This window comes from Tenggerimyces flavus (genome assembly GCF_016907715.1).
Lineage (GTDB): Bacteria > Actinomycetota > Actinomycetes > Propionibacteriales > Actinopolymorphaceae > Tenggerimyces > Tenggerimyces flavus.
Map to the genome: position 1 here is coordinate 8,223,010 of NZ_JAFBCM010000001.1, position 25,549 is coordinate 8,248,558.

Annotated in this window: 24 protein-coding genes and 1 tRNA gene; 15 read left to right on the top strand and 10 right to left on the bottom strand. The window is 69.7% G+C overall.

What is annotated here, in order from left to right; genetic code table 11:
- Window positions 1–44: 44 nt before the first annotated feature.
- Window positions 45–1,169 (bottom strand): M20/M25/M40 family metallo-hydrolase, encoded by a 1,125-nt coding sequence (locus JOD67_RS38275; RefSeq protein WP_205122547.1) that lies wholly within the window; start codon window positions 1,167–1,169, stop codon window positions 45–47.
- Window positions 1,170–1,291: 122 nt separating this feature from the next.
- On the opposite strand from JOD67_RS38275, the gene JOD67_RS38280 reads away from it, so the two are divergent.
- From JOD67_RS38280 to JOD67_RS38290, 3 genes are all read left to right on the top strand, one after another.
- On the top strand, window positions 1,292–2,062 hold the full coding sequence (locus JOD67_RS38280; protein WP_205122548.1) for a GNAT family N-acetyltransferase: 771 nt from the start codon (window positions 1,292–1,294) through the stop codon (window positions 2,060–2,062).
- A gap of 11 nt (window positions 2,063–2,073) precedes the next feature.
- Complete coding sequence (gene menC / locus JOD67_RS38285) at window positions 2,074–3,198, top strand: o-succinylbenzoate synthase (RefSeq protein ID WP_205122549.1); 1,125 nt, start codon at window positions 2,074–2,076, stop codon at window positions 3,196–3,198.
- A gap of 96 nt (window positions 3,199–3,294) precedes the next feature.
- The gene (locus JOD67_RS38290) at window positions 3,295–6,660 is read left to right on the top strand and encodes a phosphodiester glycosidase family protein (RefSeq protein ID WP_205122550.1); all 3,366 of its coding nucleotides are present in this window, start codon (window positions 3,295–3,297) and stop codon (window positions 6,658–6,660) included.
- Between the two features lie 67 nt (window positions 6,661–6,727).
- On the opposite strand, the gene JOD67_RS38295 is transcribed toward JOD67_RS38290, so the two are convergent.
- The gene (locus JOD67_RS38295; RefSeq protein WP_205122551.1) at window positions 6,728–7,675 is read right to left on the bottom strand and encodes a DUF5829 family protein; all 948 of its coding nucleotides are present in this window, start codon (window positions 7,673–7,675) and stop codon (window positions 6,728–6,730) included.
- Window positions 7,676–7,702: 27 nt separating this feature from the next.
- The gene (locus JOD67_RS38300; protein ID WP_205122552.1) at window positions 7,703–8,974 is read right to left on the bottom strand and encodes an amidohydrolase family protein; all 1,272 of its coding nucleotides are present in this window, start codon (window positions 8,972–8,974) and stop codon (window positions 7,703–7,705) included.
- 74 nt (window positions 8,975–9,048) lie between these two features.
- Between JOD67_RS38300 and JOD67_RS38305 the strand changes: the two genes are divergently transcribed.
- Both JOD67_RS38305 and JOD67_RS38310 read left to right on the top strand, forming a co-directional pair.
- Entirely contained in the window at window positions 9,049–9,564 is a 516-nt protein-coding gene (locus JOD67_RS38305) for a MarR family winged helix-turn-helix transcriptional regulator (protein ID WP_205122553.1), read from the top strand.
- Between the two features lie 157 nt (window positions 9,565–9,721).
- Complete coding sequence (locus JOD67_RS38310; RefSeq protein ID WP_239554248.1) at window positions 9,722–10,573, top strand: LLM class F420-dependent oxidoreductase; 852 nt, start codon at window positions 9,722–9,724, stop codon at window positions 10,571–10,573.
- Here JOD67_RS38310 and JOD67_RS38315 read toward each other — a convergent pair.
- Complete coding sequence (locus JOD67_RS38315; protein ID WP_205122555.1) at window positions 10,570–11,889, bottom strand: glutamate mutase L; 1,320 nt, start codon at window positions 11,887–11,889, stop codon at window positions 10,570–10,572. The genes JOD67_RS38310 and JOD67_RS38315 overlap by 4 nt on opposite strands.
- Window positions 11,890–11,899: 10 nt before the next feature.
- Window positions 11,900–12,673, bottom strand: a complete 774-nt coding sequence (locus tag JOD67_RS38320; protein ID WP_205122556.1) for a class I SAM-dependent methyltransferase — start codon at window positions 12,671–12,673, stop codon at window positions 11,900–11,902.
- Window positions 12,674–12,777: 104 nt separating this feature from the next.
- Here JOD67_RS38320 and JOD67_RS38325 point away from each other — a divergent pair, with 104 nt between their 5' ends.
- From JOD67_RS38325 to JOD67_RS38335, 3 genes are all read left to right on the top strand, one after another.
- The gene (locus JOD67_RS38325) at window positions 12,778–13,800 is read left to right on the top strand and encodes an FAD-dependent monooxygenase (protein WP_307782704.1); all 1,023 of its coding nucleotides are present in this window, start codon (window positions 12,778–12,780) and stop codon (window positions 13,798–13,800) included.
- A 143-nt stretch (window positions 13,801–13,943) separates the two neighbouring features.
- The gene (locus tag JOD67_RS38330; protein WP_205122557.1) at window positions 13,944–14,801 is read left to right on the top strand and encodes a M48 family metalloprotease; all 858 of its coding nucleotides are present in this window, start codon (window positions 13,944–13,946) and stop codon (window positions 14,799–14,801) included.
- Window positions 14,802–14,905: 104 nt separating this feature from the next.
- Window positions 14,906–15,769, top strand: a complete 864-nt coding sequence (locus tag JOD67_RS38335; RefSeq protein WP_205122558.1) for an aldo/keto reductase — start codon at window positions 14,906–14,908, stop codon at window positions 15,767–15,769.
- A gap of 122 nt (window positions 15,770–15,891) precedes the next feature.
- On the opposite strand, the gene JOD67_RS38340 is transcribed toward JOD67_RS38335, so the two are convergent.
- Both JOD67_RS38340 and JOD67_RS38345 read right to left on the bottom strand, forming a co-directional pair.
- Window positions 15,892–16,491 carry a hypothetical protein gene (locus JOD67_RS38340; protein ID WP_205122559.1) on the bottom strand — a complete coding sequence of 200 codons (600 nt, stop codon included), beginning with the start codon at window positions 16,489–16,491 and terminating at the stop codon, window positions 15,892–15,894.
- Window positions 16,492–16,498: 7 nt separating this feature from the next.
- Window positions 16,499–16,993: a YajQ family cyclic di-GMP-binding protein gene (locus JOD67_RS38345; protein WP_205122560.1), complete on the bottom strand. Its 495-nt coding sequence runs from the start codon at window positions 16,991–16,993 to the stop codon at window positions 16,499–16,501.
- A gap of 114 nt (window positions 16,994–17,107) precedes the next feature.
- Here JOD67_RS38345 and JOD67_RS38350 point away from each other — a divergent pair.
- Together JOD67_RS38350 and JOD67_RS38355 are read left to right on the top strand one after the other, a co-directional pair.
- Window positions 17,108–17,189 (top strand) — tRNA-Tyr (locus tag JOD67_RS38350).
- Window positions 17,190–17,318: 129 nt separating this feature from the next.
- Complete coding sequence (locus tag JOD67_RS38355; protein ID WP_205122561.1) at window positions 17,319–17,933, top strand: DinB family protein; 615 nt, start codon at window positions 17,319–17,321, stop codon at window positions 17,931–17,933.
- A gap of 4 nt (window positions 17,934–17,937) precedes the next feature.
- Here the strand turns inward: JOD67_RS38355 and JOD67_RS38360 are convergent, their stop codons facing one another.
- Window positions 17,938–18,726, bottom strand: a complete 789-nt coding sequence (locus JOD67_RS38360; RefSeq protein WP_205122562.1) for a phosphotransferase — start codon at window positions 18,724–18,726, stop codon at window positions 17,938–17,940.
- A 75-nt stretch (window positions 18,727–18,801) separates the two neighbouring features.
- On the opposite strand from JOD67_RS38360, the gene JOD67_RS38365 reads away from it, so the two are divergent.
- Window positions 18,802–19,728, top strand: coding sequence for a phosphotransferase family protein (locus tag JOD67_RS38365; protein ID WP_307782705.1), 927 nt, complete (start codon window positions 18,802–18,804; stop codon window positions 19,726–19,728).
- Between the two features lie 10 nt (window positions 19,729–19,738).
- Here JOD67_RS38365 and JOD67_RS38370 read toward each other — a convergent pair whose 3' ends face one another.
- On the bottom strand, window positions 19,739–20,554 hold the full coding sequence (locus JOD67_RS38370) for an endonuclease/exonuclease/phosphatase family protein (RefSeq protein WP_205122564.1): 816 nt from the start codon (window positions 20,552–20,554) through the stop codon (window positions 19,739–19,741).
- 28 nt (window positions 20,555–20,582) lie between these two features.
- On the opposite strand from JOD67_RS38370, the gene JOD67_RS38375 reads away from it, so the two are divergent.
- Window positions 20,583–21,494 (top strand): phosphotransferase family protein, encoded by a 912-nt coding sequence (locus JOD67_RS38375; RefSeq protein WP_205122565.1) that lies wholly within the window; start codon window positions 20,583–20,585, stop codon window positions 21,492–21,494.
- Window positions 21,495–21,498: 4 nt separating this feature from the next.
- On the top strand, window positions 21,499–22,293 hold the full coding sequence (locus tag JOD67_RS38380; protein WP_205122566.1) for a phosphotransferase: 795 nt from the start codon (window positions 21,499–21,501) through the stop codon (window positions 22,291–22,293).
- Here JOD67_RS38380 and JOD67_RS38385 read toward each other — a convergent pair.
- Complete coding sequence (locus JOD67_RS38385; RefSeq protein WP_205122567.1) at window positions 22,249–23,412, bottom strand: MFS transporter; 1,164 nt, start codon at window positions 23,410–23,412, stop codon at window positions 22,249–22,251. The two genes, JOD67_RS38380 and JOD67_RS38385, sit on opposite strands and share 45 nt — an antisense overlap.
- A 246-nt stretch (window positions 23,413–23,658) precedes the next feature.
- Between JOD67_RS38385 and JOD67_RS42290 the strand changes: the two genes are divergently transcribed.
- Together JOD67_RS42290 and JOD67_RS38395 are read left to right on the top strand one after the other, a co-directional pair.
- Window positions 23,659–24,030 carry a DUF6596 domain-containing protein gene (locus JOD67_RS42290; protein WP_205122568.1) on the top strand — a complete coding sequence of 124 codons (372 nt, stop codon included), beginning with the start codon at window positions 23,659–23,661 and terminating at the stop codon, window positions 24,028–24,030.
- 60 nt (window positions 24,031–24,090) lie between these two features.
- A complete protein-coding gene (locus JOD67_RS38395; protein ID WP_205122569.1) occupies window positions 24,091–25,536 on the top strand; it encodes a serine/threonine-protein kinase in 1,446 nt (481 codons plus the stop codon).
- The last annotated feature ends 13 nt before the right edge of the window (window positions 25,537–25,549 follow it).

The following is a 25,549-nucleotide window of genomic DNA, read 5'->3' on the forward strand; positions in this document are numbered from 1 at the left end:
CCAGCGTGTCTGGACCAGAACCCCACAGTTTGTGAGGCGGGTTGTCAGAGGGAGGCGAGGAGGGCGGCGGTGAGGGCGATTCGGTCCGGAATCGTGCTCACGACGACCGACTCGTCGGGGGCGTGCGCGCCCTGGCCGTGCGGGCCGAAGCCGTCCAGCGTCGGTACGCCGGCCGCGCCGGTGAGGTTGGTGTCGCCGGCACCGGCAGCGGGCTTGCCGCTGATCTCCTGGCCGAGCGCCGCCCCGACCTCGATCACCTTGTTCAGCAGGGGATTCGGCTCCGGCGGAGACCACGCAGGGCGATGCGAGAGCCGTACGACGGTGACGTTCGCGCCTTCCCTGACTGGGCTCAGCGCGTCCAGGGCCCTGAGCACCCGCTGCTCGGCCTCGAGTGTGGTGAAGCGCAGGCCGAGCTCGGCGGACGCGCTGCCCGCGATGACGTTCGCGCGGCCGCCGCCGGCGATCGTGCCGACGTTCGCGAGCGTGGTCCCGTCGTCCGGGATCAGCTTCCGTACGGCGGCCAGCTGGTCGACGAGCTCGTCGATCGCCGACACGCCCTTGTCCGGGTCGAGCGCGGCGTGGGCCTCGCGGCCTTCCACGTTCAGCCGTACGCGCGTCGAGCCGCGGCGCCCGCTCTTCAACACGCCGCCGGGATGCGGCGACTCGAACCCGAGAACGGCGACGGCACCCGCGAGCTCGGCCTCGACGACCGCGCGTCCGGTCGGGCTGCCGATCTCCTCGTCCGCGATCACGACGAGTCTTACCTGGCGCGTGAGCGGAATCCCCAACAGGGCAAGGGTCTTCAGCGCGGCTTCGATGACGACGAGACCGCTCTTCATGTCGTACACCCCGGGGCCGGCGATCCGTTCGCCGTCGTCGACGTACGGCAGCCGGCCGATCGGCCACACGGTGTCGTAGTGCCCGACGAGCAACAGGTGCTCGCCGTTGTCGGGTCCCCAGGTCGTGACGAGGTGGTCACCGTTCGCGCTCGGCACGCGCCGCGTCCGGCCGCCGGTGTCGGCGTGCCCGGCGACGACGAGGTCGGCGCAGGCCGCGAGCGCCTCGAGCTCGCGCGTCGGCGACTCGGCGAGCGCGTACGTCCGCACCTGCTCGCGCACGAAGTCGAGCTGGTCGGCGGCGGTCCTGGCGATCTCGGCGAAGGGGAGCACCGGGACATTCAACTAGATACATGGTCGAGCCGGCTCGCTCAGTTACGACTCCGATTTGCGGTCGTTGACCGCCCGACATTGACCGCTACCTCGACGAGCCGGCTCGACTACGCTCGTTGCCGATGAACGCCTCCGTGACCGTCGTGCCGCTCGACGAACCCGAGCAGCTGCGTACGGCGATCGACCTCTACCGGTCCGTGTTCGAGCTCGAACGGACCGATCCCGCCGTCAGCCCCCGGCTGCTCGCGTCGCTGCGACTCAACGGTGGTTCGGTGATGGGCGCGTACGACAGCGACCGGCTGGTCGGCTTCGCGTACGGGTTCATCGGCAAGGACCCGAAGAGCGGCGAGATCTACCACTACTCGCAGACCGCGGCCGTGGACGCCTCGTACCAGGGTCGCGGGATCGGCCGCGCGCTGAAGTACGGGCAGCGCGAGTTCATCCTCAGCACCGGAATCACCAAGATGCGTTGGTCGTACGACCCCGTCCGCGCGAGCAACGCGCACTTCAACCTGGACGTGCTCGGCGCCCGCGGCCGCTGGTTCGTGCCGAACCTCTACGGCCTGGACGACATGGGCCGCGACGCCGGCCATCGCAGCGACCGGCTGATCGTCGAGTGGGACCTCGCCGGCGAGCCCGTCCCGCCCGCCACGTCGTCGCTGACGAACGTGCCGGCGTGGGGCGAGCTCGTCCGCGACCACGTCGACCTGCTGCTCGGCGTACCGCGGCACTGGTCGAAGGTCGCGACCGACCACGAGTACGCCGAGCGACTCCGTACGGTGGTGAGCGCCGCGCTCACCGAGGCACTGGCCGACGGGTACGTCGCCACGTCCTGCGTGGTGGCCGACGACGACACCGCTTACTACCGACTCCGCCCCGCGGGCGCGTTGTAGAAGGGAAACCCATGCAGGTCACCTCCGTCGAGGCGTTCCGCGTCGAGCTGCCGCTGGTGCACGAGTTCGAGACGAGCTCGCACCGCAAGTCGTCGATCGAGCACATCCTCGTCCGCATCGCCGACGCTGACGGCGTGGTCGGCTGGGGCGAGATCGCGTCGCCGAGCGACCCGTTCTACTCCTCGGAGACGGTCGACACCTGCTGGCTGATCCTGCGCCGCCACCTCGCGCCGGCCCTGCTCGTGCACACCTGGGAGGAGCCCGGCGACGCGTCGCGCGCGTGGGCACGGATCCGCGGGCACAACTTCGCGAAAGCCGGCGTCGACATGGCGTGCTGGGACCTCGCGACGCGCGCCTCGGGGGTGTCGCTCGCGTCGGCGTTGGACGGCGAACGTACGTCCGCCGTCGCTGGGGTGAGCCTCGGGATCGAGCCGACCGTCGACGACCTGCTCACCGAGGTGTCGAAGTACGTCGACGAGGGCTACCGCCGGGTCAAGCTGAAGATCGCGCCGGCGTGGGACGAGGAGCCGTCGCGGGCGGTGCGGGCCGCGTTCCCGGACCTGATGCTGCAGGTCGACGCGAACGGCGCGTACCGGTACGACGACGCCGACCACCTGCGTTCGCTGCTCGCACTGGACGCCTACGGGCTGCTGCTCGTCGAGCAGCCGTTCGCGCCTGGCGCGCTGGCCGCGCACGCCCGTTTGCAGGCCCGGCTGCAGACTCCAGTGTGCCTGGACGAGTCGATCGACGACCTGGACCAGCTGGACTCGGCGATCGAGCTCGGCGCGGGCAAGATCCTGAACATCAAGACGTCGCGGATGGGCGGGCTCACCGTCGCCCGCCGCGCGCACGACGCCGCGACGGCCGCGGGCTGGCAGGTGTGGAGCGGCGGCATGCACGAGTTCGGCATCGGCCGGGCGGCGAACGTGGCGCTCGCGAGCCTGCCCGGGTTCTCGTTGCCCGGCGACCTGTCGGGGTCGGACAAGTACTACGCGCGGGACATCGTCGACCCGCCGATCCGCGCGCACGACGGCGAGGTGCCGGTGCCGTACGACCGGCCCGGGCTCGGGCACGAGGTGGACGAGGAGTTCGTCCGTTCCCTCGCCTCGGAGACGTTCGTTCTGACCGCGAATTGAGTCGTATGTCCGCGTTTCCCACGTTGTAGAAGTCGACCGACACCGGACTGTCGAAGATCGTTCACCTCGCGGATCTGGCGTAAATTCTCTCCAGCGATGAGACTGCCGCTGTCATTCTCCTTCGGCGGGAGGTCGATCGTGCCCAAGCGCGTCCGCGCCATGCTGCTCTCCGTCCTGGCGCTTCTGCTCGTGTCCGGCCTGCAGCCCGCCGTGTCGGTGGCGACCGCGGCGGTCCCCTCCGCGGTCCCGTCGGCCGCCGCCGTACCAGGCGCGATCGAGACGTACGAACGGTCCCGGCCAGTCGCGCCCGGCGTCACCGTCGAGCAGCTCGAGACGCTCGACGCCCGCGGCTGGCAGCAGGGCAACGCGCTGACGATCGACACCGGCAAGGGCGCGCGGATCGACTACCTGGGCAACGACTCGTTGACCACGCTCAAGCCGCTGAACGAGACGGCCGACGCCGCCGGCGCGGTCGCGGCGATCAACGGCGACTTCTTCGACATCAACAACTCCGGCTCGCCGCTCGGCCCGGCTGTCGACGACGGCAAGATCGTCAAGTCGCAGTCGGAGGACCCGTACCGCGTCGTCGGCTTCGACCAGAACGGCCTCGGCCGCGTCCTCGAGGTGCTGTTCGAGGGCACGGCGACTCTGCCTTCAGGCCCGGTGCGGCTCGATCGGCTGAACAGCCCGCTGCTGAACAAGGACGAGCTCCAGGCGTTCACCACGCTGTGGGGCTCGTACACGCGGTCCCGTTCGGTGCAGGGCGTGGAACGCGTCGTCGAGGTCACGGTCACCGACGGCATCGTCACCGCCGTACGCGATGCCGCTGGCGAGGGCGCGATCGCCCCCAACACGACGATCCTGCTTGGGCGCGAGGCGGGCGCCGACACGTTGGCGGCACTCCGGCCCGGCGACAGGGTCGCGGTGGATCTCGAGCCGCGGCCGTCGGACGGCGGCGCCTTGCACGCGGCGATCGGCGTGCACTCGCTGCTGGTGAAGGACGGCGTGGCGCAGCCCGTGAACGACGCCGAGTTCGCCGGCCGTACCGGGATCGGTTTCTCCAAGGACGGCAAGAAGATCTTCATCGTCTCGGTCGACAGCGACCGGCAGACGCACAGCCGCGGCGCGACCCTGACGGAGATGGGTCGGCTGCTGGCGGCTCGCGGCGCCTGGGTGGGTGTCGAGCTCGACGGTGGCGGCTCGACCACGCTGGTGACCCGGCTCCCCGGTGCGCCGAAGGTGCAGGTCGACAACACGCCAGGCGACGGCTCCGTGCGGCCGGTCCCGAACGGTCTCGCGGTCATGGGCCCGAAGGGCAGCGGCAAGCTCGCCGGCTTCTGGGTCGACACCGCCGCCTCGCGCGAAACCGCGGCGAGTGACAGCCCTGTTTCCGGTCACGCGCGTCCGGACCGGGTGTTCCGGGGGCTGTCCCGGTCGTTGACGGCCACGCCGTACGACGAGGTGTACGGGCCCGTCACCAGATCCGTGCCGATCTCCTGGTCCGCTTCGCGCGGCTCGGTGAAGAACGGCATCTTCCGCGCGAGCTACGAAGGCCCGACCACCATCACCGCCCGGTCCGGTTCCGCGCGCGGCACGTTGTCGCTCGACGTCCTCGGGCCGGTGGCACGGCTCGCACCGACGGCGCAGACCGTGAACGTCCCCACCATCAACGCCAGTGGGACCTTCGGGATCGTCGGGTTCGACGCGTTCGGTACGTCGGCTCCGATCGATCCTTCGGACATCCGGCTGGAGTACGACCACGCGGTGTTCGAGGTCACGCCAGCCGCCGACGGCCGGTTCACCGTGACGCCGCGCAAGGAGTCCGGCGCTGGACTGGTCACCGCCCGGGTGGGCTCGCGGTCGACCCAGCTCGCGGTGTCGGTCGGGGTCGAGAAGCAGATGTTGGCGACGTTCGACGACGCGGACAAGTGGACGGTCGGCGTGGCCCGGGCCACAGCTACCGTGAGCAAGGTGCCGGACGGCGAGGACGGCGCGGGGCTGAAGCTCGCGTACGACTTCACGCAGACGACGTTGACGCGGAACGCGTACGCGATTCCGCCTGTGCGGTTGGGCGTTCCGGGCCAGGCTCGGTCGTTCGGCGTGTCGATGTACGGGTCCGGGAAGGGCGAGTGGACGGCGTTCGGTCTGTACGACGCGACGGGGAAGTTCACCGCTGTGTACGGGCCATACGTGACGTGGTTCGGCTGGCAGAACATCGAGCTGGAGGTCCCGGCGGGGCTGCCGCAGCCGGTGACGATCGGTCGGATCTACACGCTGGAGACGAAGGCGGCCGCGCAGTACACGGGCGACGTGCTGATCGACAACCTGTACGTGAAGGCCGCGCCGGCCGTCTCCGTGCCGCCCGCGGCTCCCGTCGAGGCGTCGTTCGTCCAGACGCAAGCCGACGTTGACGGTCGCAAGTGGCGCTTCGCGGTGATGTCGGACGCGCAGTTCGTGGCTCGGGACCCGGATTCGCCACTGGTGCAGGCGGCTCGGCGTACGCTGCGGGAGATCAAGGCGGCGCGCCCCGACTTCTTCGTGATCGCCGGCGACTTCGTCGACGAGGCGACCGAGGCGGACTTCCAACTGGCCAAGCGCGTTCTCGATGAAGAGATCGGGACGTCGCTGCCGTACTACTACGTGCCGGGCAACCACGAGATCATGGGCGCGGCGATCACGAACTTCGAGAAGTACTTCGGCGCGACGAACCGTTCGTTCAACCACAAGGGCACGAAGTTCATCACGCTGAACTCGTCGGCGGGCACGTTGCGCGGTGGTGGGTTCGATCAGATCGCCATGCTGCGTTCGGCTTTGGACTCGGCGGCGCGTGACCGTACGGTGAGCTCGGTCGTGCTGATCGAGCACCACCCGCCGCGCGACCCGACGCCGGCGAAGAACAGCCAGCTCGCCGATCGGCACGAGGCGGCTCTGCTGGAGGACTGGTTGGCTTCGTTCCAACGCTCCACCGGCAAGGGCGCGCTCTTCGTCGGCGCGCATGTGGGAACGTTCCATGCTTCGAAGGTGGACAACGTGCCGTACCTGGTGAACGGCAACTCCGGCAAGGCACCGGCGACCGACCCGTCCGAGGGCGGGTTCACTGGGTGGACCCTGTTCGGGGCCGATCTCGTGTCGGCGCCGGAGCAGGCTCGCGCGAAGCGTTTCCCCTTCCAGGGTGGGCCAGACTGGGTGTCGGCGCAGATCCGTCCGCACGTCGACGAGCTCTCCCTGACCGCTCCGTCGACGCTCGCGGTGGGGTCGTCGGGCGCGGTGAACGCGTCGGTCATGCAGGGTACGCGTTCGGTGCCGGTCGCGTACCCGGTGAGCGCGGACTGGAAGACGACGTCGAACCTGCGGCTCGACCTCGCGTCAGGCACGGTGCGGGCACTCCGGGCCGGGCCGGCGATGGTGTGGGTCAAGGTGAACGGCGTGACACGTTCGGTGGCCATCGAGATCACCCGCTAGGCGAACGGCGGCGGGCCTGCCCGAGCTCGGGGCTCGGGCAGGCCTTGCTGCCGTTTGTTGTTTCTCCTTAGCGCGTAGGGATGACGGCTGCCTGGTCAGCGGCGGTCGGCGGGACGAACCACAGCGTGGCGAACGGGAGCCGGTGGACGCCGACCTCGAGCACGGCGTCGCCGAGCTGCTCGACGTGCCTGGCCGGAGTGCGGTTCAGCTTCCACACCAGGCCGAGCAGGCCTTGCCGCCCGGGCTTGGCCGGGGTGACGTGGATGACCCGCGACGTTCCGTTGTCGATCGGAGTGAAGGCGGTGAATCCGTCACCAGTGTTGACGATTCGCCAGCCCACCGCCGCTAGCGTTCGCCGGAAGTTGGCCCGGTCGGAGTCGGACAGCCCGTACACGACGGCCTGGATGTTCTCGACGAGCTTGCTCGGGTCGTACTTGGTCACCAACCCCTCGCGACGATTGCGCGGGGTGTCCTTACCCGCGTCGGGCACGTACTCCATGTTCCAGACGAACGTGGTCGGCGACGTCTCGGCCCACTTGGGGTTGACGGTCTTGAACCACGGCACGTTCACGCCGTTGACGTTGCGCGAGATCATGTCGACCGGGCTGACGCCGTCGGCACCGAACTCCCGCGCCCAGCGGGCTTGCACCGACTCGATGCCGCCGGCCTTCTCGTCGCCGAGCGCCAGGCCCATGAAGTCGGTCCCCAGCCCGAACGTTCCGTCCGGGAAGGCCTCCAGGTAGGTCTCGCGGCCGTAGACGTACGTGCCGGTGTAGGTCAGGTCCGGCCGTGTGGTGGTGCGGGTCTCGACGGTGCCGAACGTGTCCTTGAGGTACGCGTTGGTCTGGAGCGCCTTCATCGTGGCCTCGGAGAACAGGCCGTAGGTGTGGTTGAGGTAGACGGGCGCGTTGCCCGCCTCGCTCTCTGGGGCGGCCGACGCTGTCGCCGGGATCGCCGTGGCGAGCGCGACGATCGGAAGTGCGATCAGCGCGACTCGGCGAATCAAGCTCAACATGCTGGCGAACCTAGCGGCGGGTTCCGCTTAGCGTGGGGTGCCAATCGATTTGGCCAGGTAGGTACCACTCTCGGTCACTCGTTCGACGATCTCTGTCACGTTGTGGTGGGCGATTGCGCCTGCCTGCTTGACGATTCTTCCGGCGACGAGAACGGTGTCGACAGCGCTGCGGTCAGCGTTCATCACGATGGCTGCCACTGGGTCGTGGAGTGGGGCCATCGAGAGCGTGTCCGTACGCAGCACCATCAGATCCGCCTGCATGCCTGGGCGGAGGGCGCCGACTCGATCGGCGAGTCCCGCCGCTTCGGCGCCGCCGGTGGTGGCCATCCGGAGGATCTGCGCGCTGGTGATGCTGGTCTTCGCGCGTTCGAGCGAGTAGGCCACGCGCATCACGCTGAACATGTCGGTCGACGTACTGGTCATCGCGTCCACTGCCAAGCCGGTGTTGACACCCGCGGCCAGAGCGCGGCCGGTGATCGGTTGGCCGTGTCCCATCTGGGCTTCGACGATCGGGGCGATCGAGAGGCCGCCGCCCGAGTCGGCGACGGTTTGGAGGGCCTTGTCGGTGAACTGGTTCGCGTGCGCGTACAGGATGTCCGGGCCCAGCAGGTCCTCGTCGCGCAGGAAGTCGATCAGGTCGTCGCCGTGGGCGTGCACGCTGATCGGTACGCCGAGCTCACGCGCGAGCTGCCACTCGGCACGGGCCACCTCTGGGCTGGAGAAGCCTGGCCCACGGGCCGCGATGATCAGGGTCACGAGTGGGTCGTCGAGCGTGGCGTGGACGCGCCGAATGTCTGTGGGCATGGGAGTGGAGGCCGCGTCTGGGCCGGCGAGCGACGGCGATCCGTACCCGAACTGCGCGCGGATGCCGGACGCGCGCAGGGCGTCGATCGCCGCGTCGGTGTGCTCGGGCGTGAGCTGCAGGTGGGACCAGTCGACGAGTGTGGTGATGCCGCTGTCCAGCGCCTCGACCGCGCCGGCGAGCGTGGCGGCGTGAATGTCCTGCGGGCGGTAGTTCGGGGCGATGGTGTTGAGGATGCGCTGTAGGTAGCCGCCGAGGGTGTCGTCGGGGTCGATCATCCGGATCGCGGCCTGCCAGGTGTGCCGGTGGGTGTCGACGAAGCCGGGTAGGACGATCCGGTGGGTGGCGTCGATGACGGTCACGTCCGAGCCGACGGCGAGGTCGGGGCCGATCTCGGCGATCCGCGTCCCGTCGACGAGCAGGTCCGCCCGACGCGGCCGGGTCGGGTCTTCAGCCGGGTCGACGAGCAGGCCGTTCTTCAGCAGCAGAGATGTCATGGCGGAAACCTTAGCCAAAAGCTTTTCGGAAAGCTATTTCGAAAGCTATCTGCTGAGCAAAGTAAGCTGGAAGCATGACGCGGCAGGGCGGCGACGAGGTGGACGAGCTGGTGGCGGCTTGGCAGCGGGAGCTGCCCGAGCTGGCCACGGCGGAGTTGGAGCTGGCCAAGCGGGCGGCCAAGCTGAGCGCGATCCTGGGGGGTGCTTCGAAGGACGTGATCAGCGACCACGGCCTGACGTGGGCGGAGTTCGACGTGCTGGCCACCCTGCGCCGCTCGGGCCCCCCGTACCAACTGCGACCGAGCGCCCTGACGCGCTCGCTGCTGTTCACCTCGGGCGGGATCAGCAACGTGCTCCAGCGCCTCGAAGCAGCCGGCCTCGTCGAGCGCGGCGAGGACTCTTCCGACGCCCGCTCCCGATGGGTGCAGCTGACCATGAAGGGGCAGCAGGAAGCGGAAGCAGTCCTCCGGGCCTCGGCCGAAGCCCAAGATGACGTCCTGATGGAGGTCCCGCCCTCAGTCCTCAGATCAGCCGCCGACGCCCTCCGCGAAGTCCTCCTCGCCCTCCGCCCCCCACCCCGCCCCCGCTAACCACCAGCCTGGCCGTGGTCCTCCATCTCCGAGGGCCTCGACCGGCCAAGACCGGCAGCGCCACCGACCATCCCGCCCCTCAGCCCGGCGCGGAGTCCTTCTGCGATCCGGTCACCGTGTCGCGTTCGTTCACCGCGGCAGAGTATGAATGGTTCACATGCATCCATTGCGCTTCGGACTGAAGCTGTCGCAGCACGCGACGATCGAGGAGTACCGGGAGTTCTGGCAGATCGCCGATGACGCGGGCTTCGACCACACCTGGGTCATGGACCACCTCGCGACCATCGGCGGCCCCGAGACCGGGATCATCCACGAGGGTTGGGAACTGCTCGCGGCGATGGCGGTGACCACGTCGCGTACGCGGATCGGCTGCATGGTGACCGGCAACACGTACCGGCACCCGGGCGTCCTTGCCAAGATCGCCACCACCGTCGACCACCTGTCCGGCGGCCGGCTGGAGTTCGGGCTCGGTGCCGCATGGGCGGAGATCGAGCACACGATGTTCGGCCTGCAGTTCAACACGATCGGCGAGCGGATGGACCGCTTCGAGGAGGCCCTGCAGATCATCCGGTCGCTCTGGACCGAGGAACGCACCACGTTCGACGGCCGGCACTACCAGCTCAAGGAAGCGATCGCGAACCCCAAACCAGTGCAGAAGCCGTACCCGCCGATCTGGATCGGCGGCAGCGGCCGCAAGCGCACGTTGCGGCTGACGGCGGAGTACGCGGACGCGTGGAACGTCGCCGGAGCGCCCGACGACGCCACTGCCCGCGAGCTGCACGAGGTCCTCGACCGGCACTGCGAGGACGTCGGCCGCGACCCGGCGTCGATCCGGCGCACGACGCAGTACCGCCCGGGCGCCGACGCGGACGAGGCGATCCGCGACACCGAACGCCTGATCGGGCTCGGCTTCACCGAGGTCGTGTACGTCGTCGCGCAGCCGGACGCCGTACGGAACGCCGAAGCGGCCGCCAAGCTCCTCCCTCGCCTGCGCGAGCTCGGCGCCTAGAGCAGATTCGCCCGCACCAACGCGCGAGCCGCGTCGGGGTAGTCGTCGGCGAGCAGGCCGGCGGCGGCGAGGACGTAGTGCTTGTCGACGGTCCGGCGGGGGGTCTCCGGCAGGAGCCAGCCACCGCCGGTCTCGTCGGCCAGCGCGCCCTCGAGAACCCGTTCGGCGAGGTCCGCTCCGCCGTGCCGCAGCAGGCCGCCCGAGCCGACGAGGACCGCCAAGCCACGCAGGTCCTTGCCCGTGCGTTCGACCACCCGGCCCGCGGGCGTCGTCACGACCTGCGAACGGCCGGCGTGGCGGCGCAGCGCGACGGTGATCGCGGTCTTCGCGAGGAGCTCGTCGATCGCGAGGTCCTCCCCGGTCGTCGCGACGAAGGCCGGATCGTCCGTACGTTGCTTGACCGCGGCGTCCATCGGGTCGTCGAGCAGACCCTCGCGCTGGCCGGCGGCGACGATGCCCGCGGCGTTCCAGCGCAGGCCGAGGTCGCCCTCGACGGTACGGCTCACCGGCAGCGTCGCGACGACCTCGCGCGACAGCTCCGACGCTTCGGGGTCGACGGCGAGAACCGAGTGCACGTCGGTCGTCGCTCCCCCGACATCCACCACGGCGACGTCACCCGAGCCGGCCGACGCGAGGACCTCGACGCCGCGGAGGACGAGGTCCGGCGTGGCGCCGCGCACGATCGCGGCGAACTCGTCCCGGCGGGAGAGCTCCTTGCCGCCGATCACGTGCCGGACGAACACCTCGCGAATCGCTGCTCGAGCCGACTCCGGCTTCACGACGCCGATCTCCGGCAGCACGTTGCCGGCAGGTACGTACGCCACGCTCGCGGCCTCGAACAGCGCGGCGATCTCGTCGCGCAGCTCCACGTTGCCCGCCACCGCGATCGGAAGCGCAATGCGGGCTTGCGCGAGGAGATTCGCGTTCGTACGAAGGACTTTCGTGTTCCCGCCGTCCGTGCCGCCGACGAGCAGAATGATGTCCGGCCGCGCCGTCAACATCTCGTTGACATCGACCTCGCCGGACGCGACGTGCACGACCAGACCGCCCGACGACATCGCGACCCGGCGACCGGCCTCGCTCGTGACGAGCTCCTCGTTCCCGACGACAGCGATGCGCAACCCACCGCCAGCGCTCGAGCAGGCCCGTACCTCGTCGACCGGACCGACCGTGGCGCGGATCGCGTCCAGCGCCTCCATCAGATCGGTGCCGATCGTCGTCGGATGGCTCGCCGTCGCCAGCAGCGCGCCGGACTCGGCGTCGACGAGCACAGCCTTGGTGAACGTCGAGCCGAAGTCGACGCAGAGGATCCGCACGCTGGACAGCCTACGTGCGCCCCTGCGCCGCCCATGCCCGCGCGGTCAGCGCGATCTCGCCCTTGGGCAGTGCTGCGCGCAGCCGTTCGCGAATCGCCACCTGCTGGTACTCGTCGAGCCGGTCGAAGTACGCCGGCGCCGCGCCCTGTCCGCCGAGGAACGGCTGCCAGTAGTCGTCGAAGTCGGCGAAGACGGTAGGAATCTCGATCCCCTCGACCTTGACATCTGCCAACCCCGCTTGGGAGAACAGCGCGGTCAACCCGCCGGGACGGCAGACCGGGAAGCGCGGCCCCTCGTCGAGCTCCAGCGCGTTCTCGTCCACGGTGATCGCCGCGTCCCAGAACAGCCGCATCATCTCCATGCCCTCGGCGTAGGCCCAGACGTACACGCCTATGTATCCACCAGGCTTGGCGATTCGCCGCATCTCGGTCATGGCGCGCTCGTAGTCGGGGACGAAGTTGAGCATGAGCCCGCCGACAACGCGGTCGAACTCACTATCGCCTGCCGGGATGTCCGTCGCGCTCCCCACCCGACCCTCGAACGGCCCGTCCGCGTTCCGGATGGCCACGCCCAGGAACCCCTCGGACGGGTCGACACCCACCACCCGCACAGGCTGCCGAGTGGCGAGGATCGCGTGCGACAGCGCACCCGTCCCGCAACCCACGTCACACCAGGCCGCGCCCGGCGCATCGGGCAACCAGTCGAGGAACTTCGGAGCAACCTGCCGACTCCACCGTCCGACGTACCGCTCATACGGCCCGCCGTCCGTCCACACCTCAGTCATCGTGCTTATCTCCTGAACCCCGCCCGGAGCCAGTATCCCGCCCACCCACCCCCGGCGGACACGTTTCGCTGGCGAACGGCGGGCGCCTCTGGGAATGTGGGCGTGTGACGCGGAGCGAGGTGGTGGTGCTGGGGGCGACGCCGGCGGGGATGGTGGCGGCGCTGGATTTGGGGCGGCGGGACATCACCGTGCGCGTGGTGCGGTGGGGCCGCGACCCCGGTGGCGAGGTCACGTTGCTGCCGCGTACGCAGGACGTGCTCGACGACCTCGGCGTACGGGAACGCCTGCTCCCCCACACCACCGGGCAGGACAAGCGGCCGAAGCGCAGGAAGAAGTGGGACGGACGCCCGTTCCCCGACCCGATGACCGTCACCGTCCACGGCCTGACGAACGTGCTCCACGGCAAGCTCACCGAACAGGGCATCCGCATCTTGACCAGCAGCGGCGACGCGAGCGAGTACGTCGTCGAAGCTCACCAGGGCGCCCGCGGTGAGGCCGGCCACGACACGTTCCAGGACGGCAACCGCCTCTTCGTCGACCACGACGACCACAACCTCGCCATCCAAGACGCCTACAACCTCGGCTGGAAGCTCGCCGCCGTCCTCTACGGTGCCGAGCAGGAGCTCCTCGAGACGTATGCGGCCGAACGCGCGCTCGCCCGCAACCAGCGCGACGGCGCCCAGAACTGCCACTACCGCGAGCTGCGGATGAGCCTCCAGCTCGGCGGCCGGAAGACGCGCATCCAGTCCGGCGACCGCGTCCCCGACCTCCGTCTCTGGGGCCCGGAGTACGGCGACGTACGCCTGTACGAGCTCCTCCGCGGCCCCCGCTGGACCGTCCTCGGCATCGGCAGCGTCACCGCCGAAGCCGTCCTGTCGATCCGCAACCGCTTCGGCAGCTCCGTCCGCGCCGAGGTCATCGGCGGTGGCGTCGGCCCCAACACCGTTCGCGGCGTCACGCTGCAGGACCGCCACGGCGACTCGCTCCGCCTGCTGACCAGGAACGCCGGCATGCTGCTCGCGATCCGCCCCGACGGCTACCTCGGCCTGCGCAGCAACCCCGACCCCGACATCGTCGGCGCGTACTTCGAGGGCACCCTCGGCATCTGGGACGAGGCCGCTCTCTAACGGACAGGGCCGCAACCAACCTGGCCCAGAGCGGCGGCTCTCTAGCTGAATGGTGCCGCGTGTAGATCCACCCCGCAGAACGCCACCGTGGGAACGCAACCGCCCGCGTCGGCGTTCTGCACGTGGGAGGTCAAAGCGACGATATGCAGGTCAACGTGCATTGCCAGCGCAACCAGCTGAAGACGACGGCCATCTTGGCGACGGCGTCCGCGGTGGTGTTGCTGGCCGGATACGGGGTCGGTGGCCGGGTCGGTCTGGCCGTCGCCCTCGTACCCACGTTGGCCATGAACGGCGCCGCCTTCTTCTGGAGCGACCAGATCGCGCTCCGCTCGATGCGCGCCCACCCGGTCAGCGAGACGCAGTACCCGGAGCTGTGCCGCATCGTCCGCGAGCTGGCCACGACGATGCGCCTGCCGATCCCCGCGGTGTACGTGTCGCCGGTCAGCACGCCGAACGCGTTCGCCACCGGCCGCAACCCGCGCCGGAGCGCCGTCTGCGTGACCTCGGGCCTGCTGCGGCTGCTCGACGCCCGCGAGTTGCGCGCCGTGGTCGGGCACGAGCTCGGACACGTGGCGAACAGGGACATCCTGGTCTCGTCGGTCGCCTCGGCGCTCGCGAGCATGATCATGTTCGTGGTCAAGGTCGCCGCGTTCGGCCGTACGCGCAACCCGCTGAGCTCCCTGTTCCTCCTCGTCGTCGGCCCGCTCGCGGCGACGCTGATCCAGGTCACGATCACCCGGTCGCGGGAGTACGAGGCCGACGCCGCCTCCGCCCAGCTGACCGGCGAACCGCTCGCGTTGGCGAGCGCGCTGCGCAAGCTGGACGCGGCGACGCGGCGCAACCCGTTGCCGCCCACGCCGGCACTGCGCCCGACGGCCGCGCTGATGATCTCGAACCCGTTCCGCGGCGGCATCCTCTCGCGGCTGTTCTCCACCCACCCGTCGACGAACGAGCGGGTCGCCCGTCTCGAACGGATGGCCGGGCTGCGCCGCTGGCGCTGATTCATCGCTATGAGCGATCGGTCTGAGCACATTCTTCTGTTGGCGTGCTGCTGATTTGCGACGAATGCTGGGTAGAGAGACCTCCGACGAAGGGTGATGCATCCATGCAGCAGCGCGAGATAGGCCAAACCAGCGTCGGGGCGATCGGCCTCGGCGGCATGCCGATGTCGATCGAGGGGCGGCCAGAAGAGTCCCGTTCGGTGGCCGCGATCCACGCGGCGCTGGACGCGGGCGTGACGTTGATCGACACGGCGGACGCGTACCACCTGTACGCGAACGACGTCGGCCACAACGAGTCGCTCATCGCCGGCGCGCTGGCGTCGTACGGCGGAGACGCTTCGGACGTGCTCGTGGCCACCAAGGGCGGGCACCTGCGCCCGGGCGACGGCTCGTGGCAGGTCGACGGCTCGCCCGCGTACCTCCGCTCGGCCGCCGAGGCGTCACTGAAGCGGCTCGGCGTGGACGCGATCGGGCTGTACCAGTTCCACCGGCCGGACCCTTCGGTGCCGTACGCGGAGTCGGTGGGCGCGATCCGGGACCTGTTGGACGAGGGCAAGATCCGGTACGCGGGCATCTCGAACGCCACTCCTGCACGGATCCAGGAGGCGAACGAGATCCTGGGTGGGCGGCTGGTGTCGGTGCAGAACCAGTTCTCGCCGGCCTTCCGGTCGAGTGAGCCTGAGCTCTCGTTGTGTGCTGAGCTGGGGATCGCGTTCCTGCCTTGGAGCCCGTTCGGCGGGATCCGGCGCGCCGGGGAGCTGGGCTCCCGCTTCGCCCCGTTCCAGACGGTGGCGGACGCCCACGGCGTCAGCCCGCACCAGGTGGTGCTGGCCTGGATGCTGGCGAAGGCGCCCGTGGTGATCCCGATCCCCGGCTCGAGCCGCCCGGAGACGATCCGCGACTCCGTCCAGGCCGTGGACCTGTCGCTGTCGGCAGAGGAGATCGCGTCGCTGGACGCGACCGCCTAGAGGCCGCCTCCCGATCGCGGTCGCCTCACTCCTGCCGGGTGATCATGTTCGTGATCATGAAGCCAGACTGGTCGTATACGCCGGGTTTGCCTTCATGATCACGGACATGATCACGCCGCTCCCTAGGTCACGAACATCCGTCGCCAGGCGTCGAACGCCTTGGCGTCGAGGGAGAAGACCACGTGTGCGGCGTCGAAGACAACTTGTTTGTGCTGCCACAAGTCCACCCCGCGCTGGGCGGCGAGGGTCTTGGCGTGGGCGAGGAGGCCGTCGAGGAGAGCCGGGACTGGGACAGCCGGGAACGGTGATCTCAGCAGCCAGAGGCGTCGGCCGGGGAAGACGTCGACCCCCATTGCGCCGAGTTCGTCCGCGGCGGGGTCGGTGTCGTGCTCGTCGTCGGCCGCCGTGGGTGGGATCAGGTGGACATTCGAGTGCCAGACGTGCGGGACCCGGTTCGGCAGCCAGCCGCGGTGCTCCGCCGGCCAGGCGAAGGGGAGGACGAGGTTGACCACGTGCGGTTCGGGCAGGTGCCAGCCGTCCCGCGCCAGCTGGGCGATCTCTGTCAGCTCAGACGGTTCCGGCCACGACCACGGCCCATGGGCTGCCTCGTACTGCGCCAGCGGCAGCCGGCCGGTCAGCGCAGCGAGGGTGGCGAGGCGGGGTGGCAGCGGTGGGAGGTCGTCGTTCGCGATCAGCGACGGGACGTCCCACCAAGCCGCCATGCCACACCTACCGGTAGTTCACGAACTGCAGTGCGAAGTCGAGCTCCTTGCCCTTGAGCAGGTTGATGACATCCTGCAGGTCGTCCTTCTTCTTGCTCGTCACCCGCAGCTCGTCGCCCTGGACCTGGACCTTGACGCCCTTCGGGCCCTCGTCGCGGACGATCTTGGCGACCTTCTTGGCGTTCTCCTGGGAGATGCCCGCCTCGAACGTCGACTCGATCCGGTACTCCTTGCCCGACTGCTTCGGGTCGCCGGTCTCGAGCGTCTTGAGCGAGACGCTCCGCTTGACCAGCTTCTCCTTGAACACGTCGAGAACGGCCTTCGCGCGCTCCTCGGAGTTCGCGACGATGAGCACCCCGCCCTCGCCCTGCCAGGTGATCCTGGCGTCGGTGCCCTTGAAGTCGTACCGCTGCGAGATCTCCTTGGCAGCCTGGTTGAGGGCGTTGTCAGCTTCCTGGTGGTCGACCTTGCTCACAATGTCGAACGACGACTCGGCAGCCATCCGGACTCCAATCTCAGTAGACGGCAGAGCGACAGCGCTGGCACCCTGACCTGGGTAGGGAGAGTGCGAGACACCTGCGCTATCCTCTCAACTCGCCGCTGCAGCGCGGCACCCGGCAGGTTGCCCGAGCGGCCAAAGGGAGCGGTCTGTAAAACCGTCGGCTACGCCTACACTGGTTCGAACCCAGTACCTGCCACAGCACGAGAATCGGCCCCTGACCTGCACCAACAGGTCCGGGGCTTCTTCATGTCCTGGTTCCTGCCGGTGAGCTTGACCGCCCCGGTGATCTTGCAGTACGCAGCAAGGGGATGCCAGGCTCGGCGCCATGACGGGCAAGCGTGCTGAGCTGTTCCTCACCTGGATGGGACTCATCGACAGTTACACGCTCGATCGAGCGCGGAAGGACCTCATCCAAGACGAGCTCGACTTCGAGCCACACCCGGGAGCATGGGGCATCCGCCCGCGGAGCGAGCAACGTACGAAGCACGCCGACGGCGATGACAGCGGCCAGTGGGTCGCCGAGCGCGACTGGGACCTGGCGACCGACGAGTACGACGGCAAGCCGGTCGTGATGCCCATGACCACCATCAACTGGCTGCTCAACCACTTCGGCGCCGCGCCCGGCTTGTTCGCCGAGCTCGAGATCGTCGGCGGCCCCATCACCCCGACTCGCGAGATCTACGACCGCATGTGGGGCCACACGATCATCCCCACTGTCGTCGACGGCCTGGCGCGATTCAACGACGGCTGGGCCGCGCTCAAGGAAGCGCTCCAGAACACGACCGACGAGATGCTCGAGCGGGACTACCCGGGACATCCCTGGCGACGCGGCGACCACGCCCTCGCGGCGATGCTCAACGAGGTGAGCCACCACGGCACGCAGATCTGCATGGTGCGCGACATCTACGCCAACCGTTATGGCAGGACCCGTCAACGCTGATGCGCTAGAGGAGGGCGTTGGCGAACTGGTCGTAGCGGGCGGTCCACCAGCGGCGCCGGCGGTCGAACTTCTCGATGCCTCCGCGTTGGTTCATCATCGCGACGGCGTTCGGGTCGGCCGAGGCGAGGCTGCGGCGCGCGGCTGCTTCGATGCGGGCGAGGGCGTCGTTCATCGCGGGGAGCAGTTCTGCCCGGCCGTCTCGGTCCAGTCCGTAGGCGTCGGCGACGAGTCGTAACCGCGCCTGTCGGTCGGCGGGCTGCCAGCCGATCCGGTCCTGGTCGAAGTCGTGCTCGATCGGTACGCAGAGGCGGGCGAGCTGGGCAACGTCGTACACCGGGCGGCCAGGGGCGGCGAACTCGAAGTCGAGCAGCGCAACGGCGACGCCATCGCGGAAGACGACGTTCGAGAGCTCCACGTCGTTGTGGCACACGATCGTTCCGCCAGCCGGGTCAGCCAGACCGTCGTTCCAGGCGAGACCCTGAGGGTCGAACTCGCGGGCGGCGTCGTGCAGCCCGCGCAGCAGCCTGGCGACAGAAGCCAGCGCCGTGTCGGACTGGCTCCAGTCCGGATAGGGCGCCACGGGGACCTCGCCATCGATGAACACGAGGCGCTCTCGCCCATCCTCGTCGATGCCGGCTGGCATCGGGGCGCCCTCGAATCCGGCGTCCTTCACCGCCCGCAGGAAGGCGTGAATCGAACCCGAGTACGGGCTCGACGGACGAAGCACATGCGGACCGACGCGAACGACCTGGCCCGCGTTCGCGATCCCGCCATCGAGCCGCTGCTCCGACACACCACCACCCTGACAGAAGGAGGGCTGCGTCATATTCCAGTGCGTCGAAGAACGGCGAGCCCTAGGTTGCGTGGGGTGACCGACCTTGCGCACCTCGGCGTGCCGACCGGGCCGATGATCCGCGTCCACGGCGGGTTCGCCAACCGGATGTACCGGCTCGACACCGACCAGGGGTCGTTCGCGGTGAAGGAGTTGAACGTCGTCGACCGCCGCTCGGCCTACCGCGTCGAGGACGTGTTCAGGTTCGAGCGGGCTGCCTTCGCCGCCGGCGTCCCGATGCCAGAGCCGATCTCCGCCGATGCCGGGGTGCTCGTGCACCGGTGGATCGAGGGAGAGAAGGTGCCCGAAGCACCGGTGTCCGCGGCGTACGCGTTCGAGATCGGTGCGATCCTCGCGCGCATTCATGCACTCGACGTCGAGTGGACCCACGTGTCGAACGAGGACCCGACGGCACGAGACTGGCCCGAGCTCGCCGAGCGGGCGGCGGCGACCGGACAGCCGTGGGCCGATGAGCTCGCCTCCCACGTCGAGACGTTCCTCGCGATCGCCCACTTCGTCGACACCTGCGAACGGCCGGGCCCCGTCGTCCTGACCCACAAGGACATCCAGCCGTGGAACCTGCTCGCCCAAGACGGTCGGCCGGTGGTGCTCGACTGGGAGCTCTCGGGGATGCTCGACCTGTCCAGTGAGCTCGGCTCGACCGCATTGAGCATCGCGAAGGGACCCGGCTACGACAGCATCGAGCCCGCCATCTTCCGCGCGGTCCTCGACGGGTACGTCGCGGGCGGCGGCGCGCTGCCGCCGCCGGGTCCGAGCTGGTTCGTGTTCCTGATCGGCGGCTGGCTGGGGCACACGAGGTGGAACATCCTCCGCTGCCTCGCCGGCGTCGAGGCGACCACCGGCCCCGACCTCGCGCTGTCGCACGAGTCTGCGTGGAACGGCGTACGCGGCCTGCCCGACCTGTTCGGCCGAATTCCGGACCTCGAGGCACTGCTCGGGTGACAAGTGGAGGTCAGGTCAGCTCGGCTGTCGCGCGGACGCCGAGATGGTCCGACGGATAGAACCCGTCGCAGTCCGGTGCGCCTCCGAACAGCCGGGCCTCCACCGGAGCGAGATCTCGGCTGAGGAACACGTAGTCCAGGCGTACGACCGAGTCGTGGCTGGGCATCGTCGGTCCAGGACGGTCCGGGTGGATCGCCGCCCAGGCGTCGACGAGTGGTCGTGCACCCTGGCTGAGGATGGCGAGCTCCGGCGTCCCCCGGTCAACGGTGTTGAGGTCGCCCACGACCACCAGCCGCTCCAGCGGCAGGCCAGCCAGGTAGTCGACCAGCGCTCGCGCGGCTCCGATGCGAGCGGCGGCCGAACGGGGTGACCAATGGGCCACGACGACGTTCGTGTCGCCACCCGGCGTCGCGACCACGGCGTGCAGGATGCGAGCGGCGCCGTAGCCGCGTTTGGCCTCTTCCCGGGCTTCGGTCGAGGACAAGGAGACGGTGGTCCACGACCTGATGCGGTGCGGCGTGAGAACGGCGAGCTGACTGTCCGGCTCGCCCGCGTGGCTCATGCCCAGTCTGGAGGCCAACGCGTCTCCCGCAGGCTCACCACCGTCCTCGTCCAGCACCTCCTGCAAGCCGACGATGTCGAACTCGGCCTTCCTCAGCGCGTCCGCGATCAGTGGCAGCCGCCGGGACCAGACGCCACGTTCGGGCCGCATCGTGACCGCGGCGCTGCCCGGGATGGCGCCGCGGACAATGCCTCGGTCGAGGGCGTAGCGCCAAGGCTCACCGCTGCGCCACACGTTGAAGGTGCCTACAGTCAGAGAGCCCAAGAGCAACCCTTCCAGGTACGGAGGTCGGATGAGGCATCGCGAGCCGGTCGCCGACGGACCTGGATGGGCGGCGGTGATCGCCGAGAGTGTGCCTGGCGCATCGGTACGCGGAGTATCTCGCGTCGGTGGTGGGGTGGTCGCCGAGACGTTCGCTGTCGACACCTCCGACGGAGGCGTCATCGTCAAGCGCTACCCACGGCGGCGCAGCACGACGGTGCAGAACGAGTGGGAACGGCTCAGCTTCGCCCAGCGGATGGACGTTCCCGTGCCGCGGCCGCTGGCCCTCGACGCCGAGGGCCGCTGGTTCGGCATGCCGGCGCTCGCCATGACCCGCCTCGATGGCAGCCCCGATGTCAGTCCAAGCAACGTCGACGGGTGGTTGCAAGAGCTCGCGTCCGCACTCGCCGCCATCCACGCCACCGACACAGCTGGCGCCGGTGGGGCGCTCCTGCGGAAGTCGGCCGTAGAGACCTGGCGGCCGCCGAAGCCCCGACGACCGAGCACGTTGGTCGATCACACCGTGGCTGCGATCCAATGCCATCTCCCGAACGTGTCCTGGCAGCCGGTCCTGATCCACGGCGACTTCCATCCAGGCAACACGTTGTGGAACGACGGCAAGCTCACCGGCATCGCGGACTGGTGCGAGTCCCGGCTCGGCCCGGCCGCGTACGAGCTCGCCTACTGCCGGGCCGACGTCGCCCTCCTGCTCGACCGCGAAGCCGCGGACCGGCTGACGGACCACTACGTGACCGCAGGCGGCGCGACACCTCAAGACCTCCCGGTCTTCGACCTGGTCTGCGGTCTCGATGCCCTCCGCAAGAGCGCCCGCATGCTCACCGCCTACCGGCAACAAGGACGCACCGACAGCCCACGGCAGTTCGCCGACCGGGCCAGCGCCTTCCTCCGGCACACGCTCGCCGAGCTGGGTGCGCCATGCTGAGGCGATGACCGACAACGCGTTGGTGGGTGGGATGAACCCGAATCGGGGCGTGATTCGGGTCGGCGACACGGTGCGGCGGCCGGGGATGCGCAGTCCGGTGCGGGCCCTGTTGCGGCACCTGGAGGCGGTCGGGTTCGACGGTGCGCCGCGGTACCTCGGCGAAGACGAGGACGGTCGGGACGTCGTGTCGTGGGTCGACGGCGACGTCCCCGTCCCGCCCTACCCGGCATGGGCGCTCACCGACGAGGCGCTCGAAGCACTCGGGCACCTGGTGCGGGACTACCACGAAGCGGTCGCCACGTTCGACGCCACCGGGCTGGAAGGCTGGTCCACCGAGTGGTGCGACCCGCACGGTGGGCCGATCGTCTGCCACAACGACCTGTTCCCGGAGAACGTCGTGTTCCGCGACGGCGTCCCGGTCGCGCTGATCGACTTCGACGAGGCAGGTCCGGGCCGGCCCCTGTGGGACCTCGCGATCGCCGCCGAGGAGTGGGCGCCACTGCACGCGCCGGGTGCGCGGCTGGCCACGCCGGACGCCCTCGACGCGGCCCATCGCCTCGGCGTGCTCACCGCCGCGTACGGCCTCGCGCCCGACCGCGCCGACGAGCTGCTCGACCTCGTGACGGAGATGAAGGAGCAAACGACTACGAACATCAAGGCCCAAGCCGCGGCCGGCGACCCGGTCTGGAGCCAGCACCTCGCGGAGACCGACTTCGACGCCCGCGTCGAGGCGGACGCCAAGTGGCTCACCGACCTACGCACCACGTTCGCCGCCGCTATCGCCAGCCAGAACAAGTGAGCGGCAAGCTCGGAGGATGGCGCTCGACACCAGGCCCATGAGCGCACAGGCCAGCCACAGCACGGTCGGGCCGGCCCGCTCGAGCAGCGCGGTACCCAGCACCGGTCCGAGCGCGGTGCCGACGCCCCAGGCGGCGTACGCGACGCCCAGATAGCCGCCGCGCATGCCGGCCGGCGCCAGGTCGGTGAACGTGGCAGCGAACATCACCGCGATCCCGATCTCACCCGCAGTCCACACCAGCGCCGCCAAGCCGTAGCCGAGCCCGCTGTCCACGAAGACACCCAGCCCGAAGCCGATCCCGACCAGCAGCGCCGAAACACTCAACACCGCATAGCGATCCAGCCCGGCGAGCACACGCACCGCGAACGGCTGGGCGACCAGGATCACCACACCGTTCAGACCGAGCACCATCCCGAACGTCGACGTGCCCAACCCGCCCGCAGCCATGACGAGCGGGAGCGACGAGAACGCCTGGGCGAACAGCGCGAAGTGCGCCGCGAAGACCAAGGCCAGCGCCAGCAGTCGGCGGTCTCCGAGCACAGCCGGCAGCAGCCGGGCACGGCCCGTCGGCGCAGACGGGCGGGTCTCGGGCATCCGGCGCCAGACGATCAGCGCCGCGATGACGGCGGCGGCCGCGTTCAGCCAGAACAGCAGGCCATAGCCGTACTGGACCAAGAGCCCGCCCGTGGCGGTGCAGACGGAGAAGCCGAGGTTCGACGCCCAGAAGAGCAGGCCGAACGACCTGATCCGCTCCCGCTCGCCAGGGAGGTCGGCCACCGTCGCCGATCCCGCCGGACGGAACAGCTCCGAGAGCAGACCGACCAGGAGCGCCGCCACCCAGATCGCCGGCAACGTGTCCGCCGAGGCGAGCGCGAGCAGGGCCAGCGCTGTGCCGGAGAACCCGATCAGCATCGTGCGCCGCCGGCCGATCCGGTCGCCCAGCCAGCCACCGGCCAGCAGCGACACCACCGCGCCGATGCCGACGGCCGTCGCGACCGAGCCCGCGGTCCCGGCCGAGAGGTGGCGGTCCTGGGTCAGGTACAGAACGAGGAACGTCTGCACGAACCCGCCGGCACGAACGACGAAGTGGCACGACGCGAGCGCCCTGATGACTGTCATGCCAGCCAAGCTAGGCAGGCAAGGTCGTTCAGGAAAAGCGATGATTCTCGATCAAGTCGATCGCGTTTCGACATGGTCGGTGCCGCCCGGGCCGACCAGGCCCGAGACGTTCGAAAATAGGTAGCGTCTCGGTGTCGATCTCGCCGTGGCCCGTTTGTCCTAGACCGAGTACCAGGCGATCGAGCTGGCCTCCCGCATCCCCGCGGCCCGGCAGGGCGGCGCGATCGAGATCCGTCCGCTGCACGAATGACCGACGTCCTGGACCGCGTCTTCCGCGAGCTGTGGGGACGCGTCCTGGCAGCACAGGTCGGGTTCCTCAGCGACTTCGACCTCGCCGAGGAGGCCGCCCAGGAGCCGACGATGGCGCAGCGGCTGGTGCGGGCCAAGCGGAAGGTCAGGACCTCGGGCATTCCGTTCCGGGTCCCGGCCGACCATCTGCCGCCGGATCGGCTGGCCGCCGTACTGGCCGTCGCCTACCTGATCTTCAACGAGGGTTACACGAGTGGCGTCGATCTTGCCGCCGAGGCGATCCGGCTCGGCTGCGCACTGGTCGAGCTGATGCCGGACGAGGCGGAACGCCGGCATCTCGAGCGTCGTCTCACCGATCTCGGGCGCTAGTTCTCGGCAGTAGGGTGCAGTCTCGACGCCTGCCGATGGTCACGGTGAGGAGAAACGTCCATGGCAGTGGACGATTCGGGACGAATTGGCGACTACGCGGTGCTCTGCCGGCTGGGTGCCGGTGCGATGGGAACGGTCTATCTGGCGCAATCACCCGGTGGGCGACCCCTCGCGGTGAAGGTCGTGCGCGCCGACCTCGCGGACGACCCGTCGTTCCGGGAGCGGTTCCGGCGCGAGGTGGACATGGCGCGTTCGGTCGGGGCGTTCTGGACGGCCGCGGTGGTGGACGCCGATCCTTCGGCCGAGCGTCCGTGGCTGGCAACGGAGTACGTGGCTGGCCCGAGCCTGGCCAAGGCGGTCGCGTCGCACGGGCCGCTGCCGGAGGCGTCGCTGCGTCGGCTCGCGGCCGGGCTCGCGGAGGCGTTGGCGGCGATTCACGCGGCTGGGCTGGTGCATCGCGACCTCAAACCATCCAACGTCCTGCTCGCCTCGGACGGTCCGCGGGTGATCGACTTCGGCATCGCGAAGGCGGCGGTCGCCGAGGTGGGGCTGACGGCGACCGGGGTGATGTTCGGGACGCCGGGCTACCTGTCGCCTGAGCAGATCACGGGTTCCTCGGTCGGGCCATCCAGCGACGTCTTCGCGCTCGGTGCCGTGTTGGTTTTCGCGGCGACCGGGCGTGGACCGTTCGGTGAGGGTGAGACGTCGGCGTTGATGTACCGGGCTCTGCACGACGAGCCCGAGCTCAGCGGCGTGCCGGCCGCGCTGCGCGAGTTCGTCGCCGCCTGCCTACAACGGGATCCGTCGCTGCGGCCAGAGCCCGCGTGGCTGCTGGCGCGGCTGCGGGACGTCGTCGGACCACCTCCGCCGGACGGCACCTGGTTGCCGACGCCGGTACGGACGCTCGTGCAGCAACGACAGACGGAGCTCCGGCAGCTGGCTCCCCCGTCCGCACCCAACCCGACGCGGGCGTACACGGCAGTGGCGACAGCGCCGGCCGGGGGCGCGCGCTTCCGTACGTCACGGGTCGTCGCCGCGTCGTGGGGCTCGGGATCCGTCGTGGGCGCACTGATCGCGGGCGGGGCGGCCGATCCGGCCTCCGGTTACGGCGTGGTGGGTCGGTTGGTCGCGTTCTGCCTGTTCATCGCGCTGGGGATCTTCGGGATTCGCCTGCTGATACAGGCGATTCGTCCGCAGTTCGCGGTGGAAGTCTCGCCCGACGGGCTGGTGGTGTCGCGCGGGAACGAGCGCCGGCAGCTGCCGTGGGCGGCGATCGCTCGTACCCGGGTCGTCGAGCACAACAAGAAGCCCTGGTTAGCGATCTGGCTGGCTGGGCATCCTTCCAGCTGGCCCGTACCGGCGACCGCGATGTTCCGCCCGTACCACGGGGGCTTCCGCGTGTACCCCATCGCGCACGAACGCCGGCGCCCCCACCGCGACGCCGAGGCCCGCGAGCTGCGTGCCGCTCTGGGCTGGTACGGGCGGACGACCTACGACCCGACGTAGCCGCGGAGGTGCC

Coding starts and splice junctions, on each gene's coding strand:
- JOD67_RS38280 (WP_205122548.1), top strand. CDS start 1,292: ATGAACGCCTCCGTGACCGTCGTGCCGCTCGACGAACCCGAGCAGCTG.
- menC (WP_205122549.1), top strand. CDS start 2,074: ATGCAGGTCACCTCCGTCGAGGCGTTCCGCGTCGAGCTGCCGCTGGTG.
- JOD67_RS38290 (WP_205122550.1), top strand. CDS start 3,295: ATGAGACTGCCGCTGTCATTCTCCTTCGGCGGGAGGTCGATCGTGCCC.
- JOD67_RS38295 (WP_205122551.1), bottom strand. CDS start 7,675: ATGTTGAGCTTGATTCGCCGAGTCGCGCTGATCGCACTTCCGATCGTC.
- JOD67_RS38300 (WP_205122552.1), bottom strand. CDS start 8,974: ATGACATCTCTGCTGCTGAAGAACGGCCTGCTCGTCGACCCGGCTGAA.
- JOD67_RS38305 (WP_205122553.1), top strand. CDS start 9,049: ATGACGCGGCAGGGCGGCGACGAGGTGGACGAGCTGGTGGCGGCTTGG.
- JOD67_RS38310 (WP_239554248.1), top strand. CDS start 9,722: ATGCATCCATTGCGCTTCGGACTGAAGCTGTCGCAGCACGCGACGATC.
- JOD67_RS38320 (WP_205122556.1), bottom strand. CDS start 12,673: ATGACTGAGGTGTGGACGGACGGCGGGCCGTATGAGCGGTACGTCGGA.
- JOD67_RS38330 (WP_205122557.1), top strand. CDS start 13,944: ATGCAGGTCAACGTGCATTGCCAGCGCAACCAGCTGAAGACGACGGCC.
- JOD67_RS38335 (WP_205122558.1), top strand. CDS start 14,906: ATGCAGCAGCGCGAGATAGGCCAAACCAGCGTCGGGGCGATCGGCCTC.
- JOD67_RS38340 (WP_205122559.1), bottom strand. CDS start 16,491: ATGGCGGCTTGGTGGGACGTCCCGTCGCTGATCGCGAACGACGACCTC.
- JOD67_RS38345 (WP_205122560.1), bottom strand. CDS start 16,993: ATGGCTGCCGAGTCGTCGTTCGACATTGTGAGCAAGGTCGACCACCAG.
- JOD67_RS38355 (WP_205122561.1), top strand. CDS start 17,319: ATGACGGGCAAGCGTGCTGAGCTGTTCCTCACCTGGATGGGACTCATC.
- JOD67_RS38375 (WP_205122565.1), top strand. CDS start 20,583: ATGAGGCATCGCGAGCCGGTCGCCGACGGACCTGGATGGGCGGCGGTG.
- JOD67_RS38380 (WP_205122566.1), top strand. CDS start 21,499: ATGACCGACAACGCGTTGGTGGGTGGGATGAACCCGAATCGGGGCGTG.
- JOD67_RS38385 (WP_205122567.1), bottom strand. CDS start 23,412: ATGACAGTCATCAGGGCGCTCGCGTCGTGCCACTTCGTCGTTCGTGCC.
- JOD67_RS42290 (WP_205122568.1), top strand. CDS start 23,659: ATGACCGACGTCCTGGACCGCGTCTTCCGCGAGCTGTGGGGACGCGTC.
- JOD67_RS38395 (WP_205122569.1), top strand. CDS start 24,091: ATGGCAGTGGACGATTCGGGACGAATTGGCGACTACGCGGTGCTCTGC.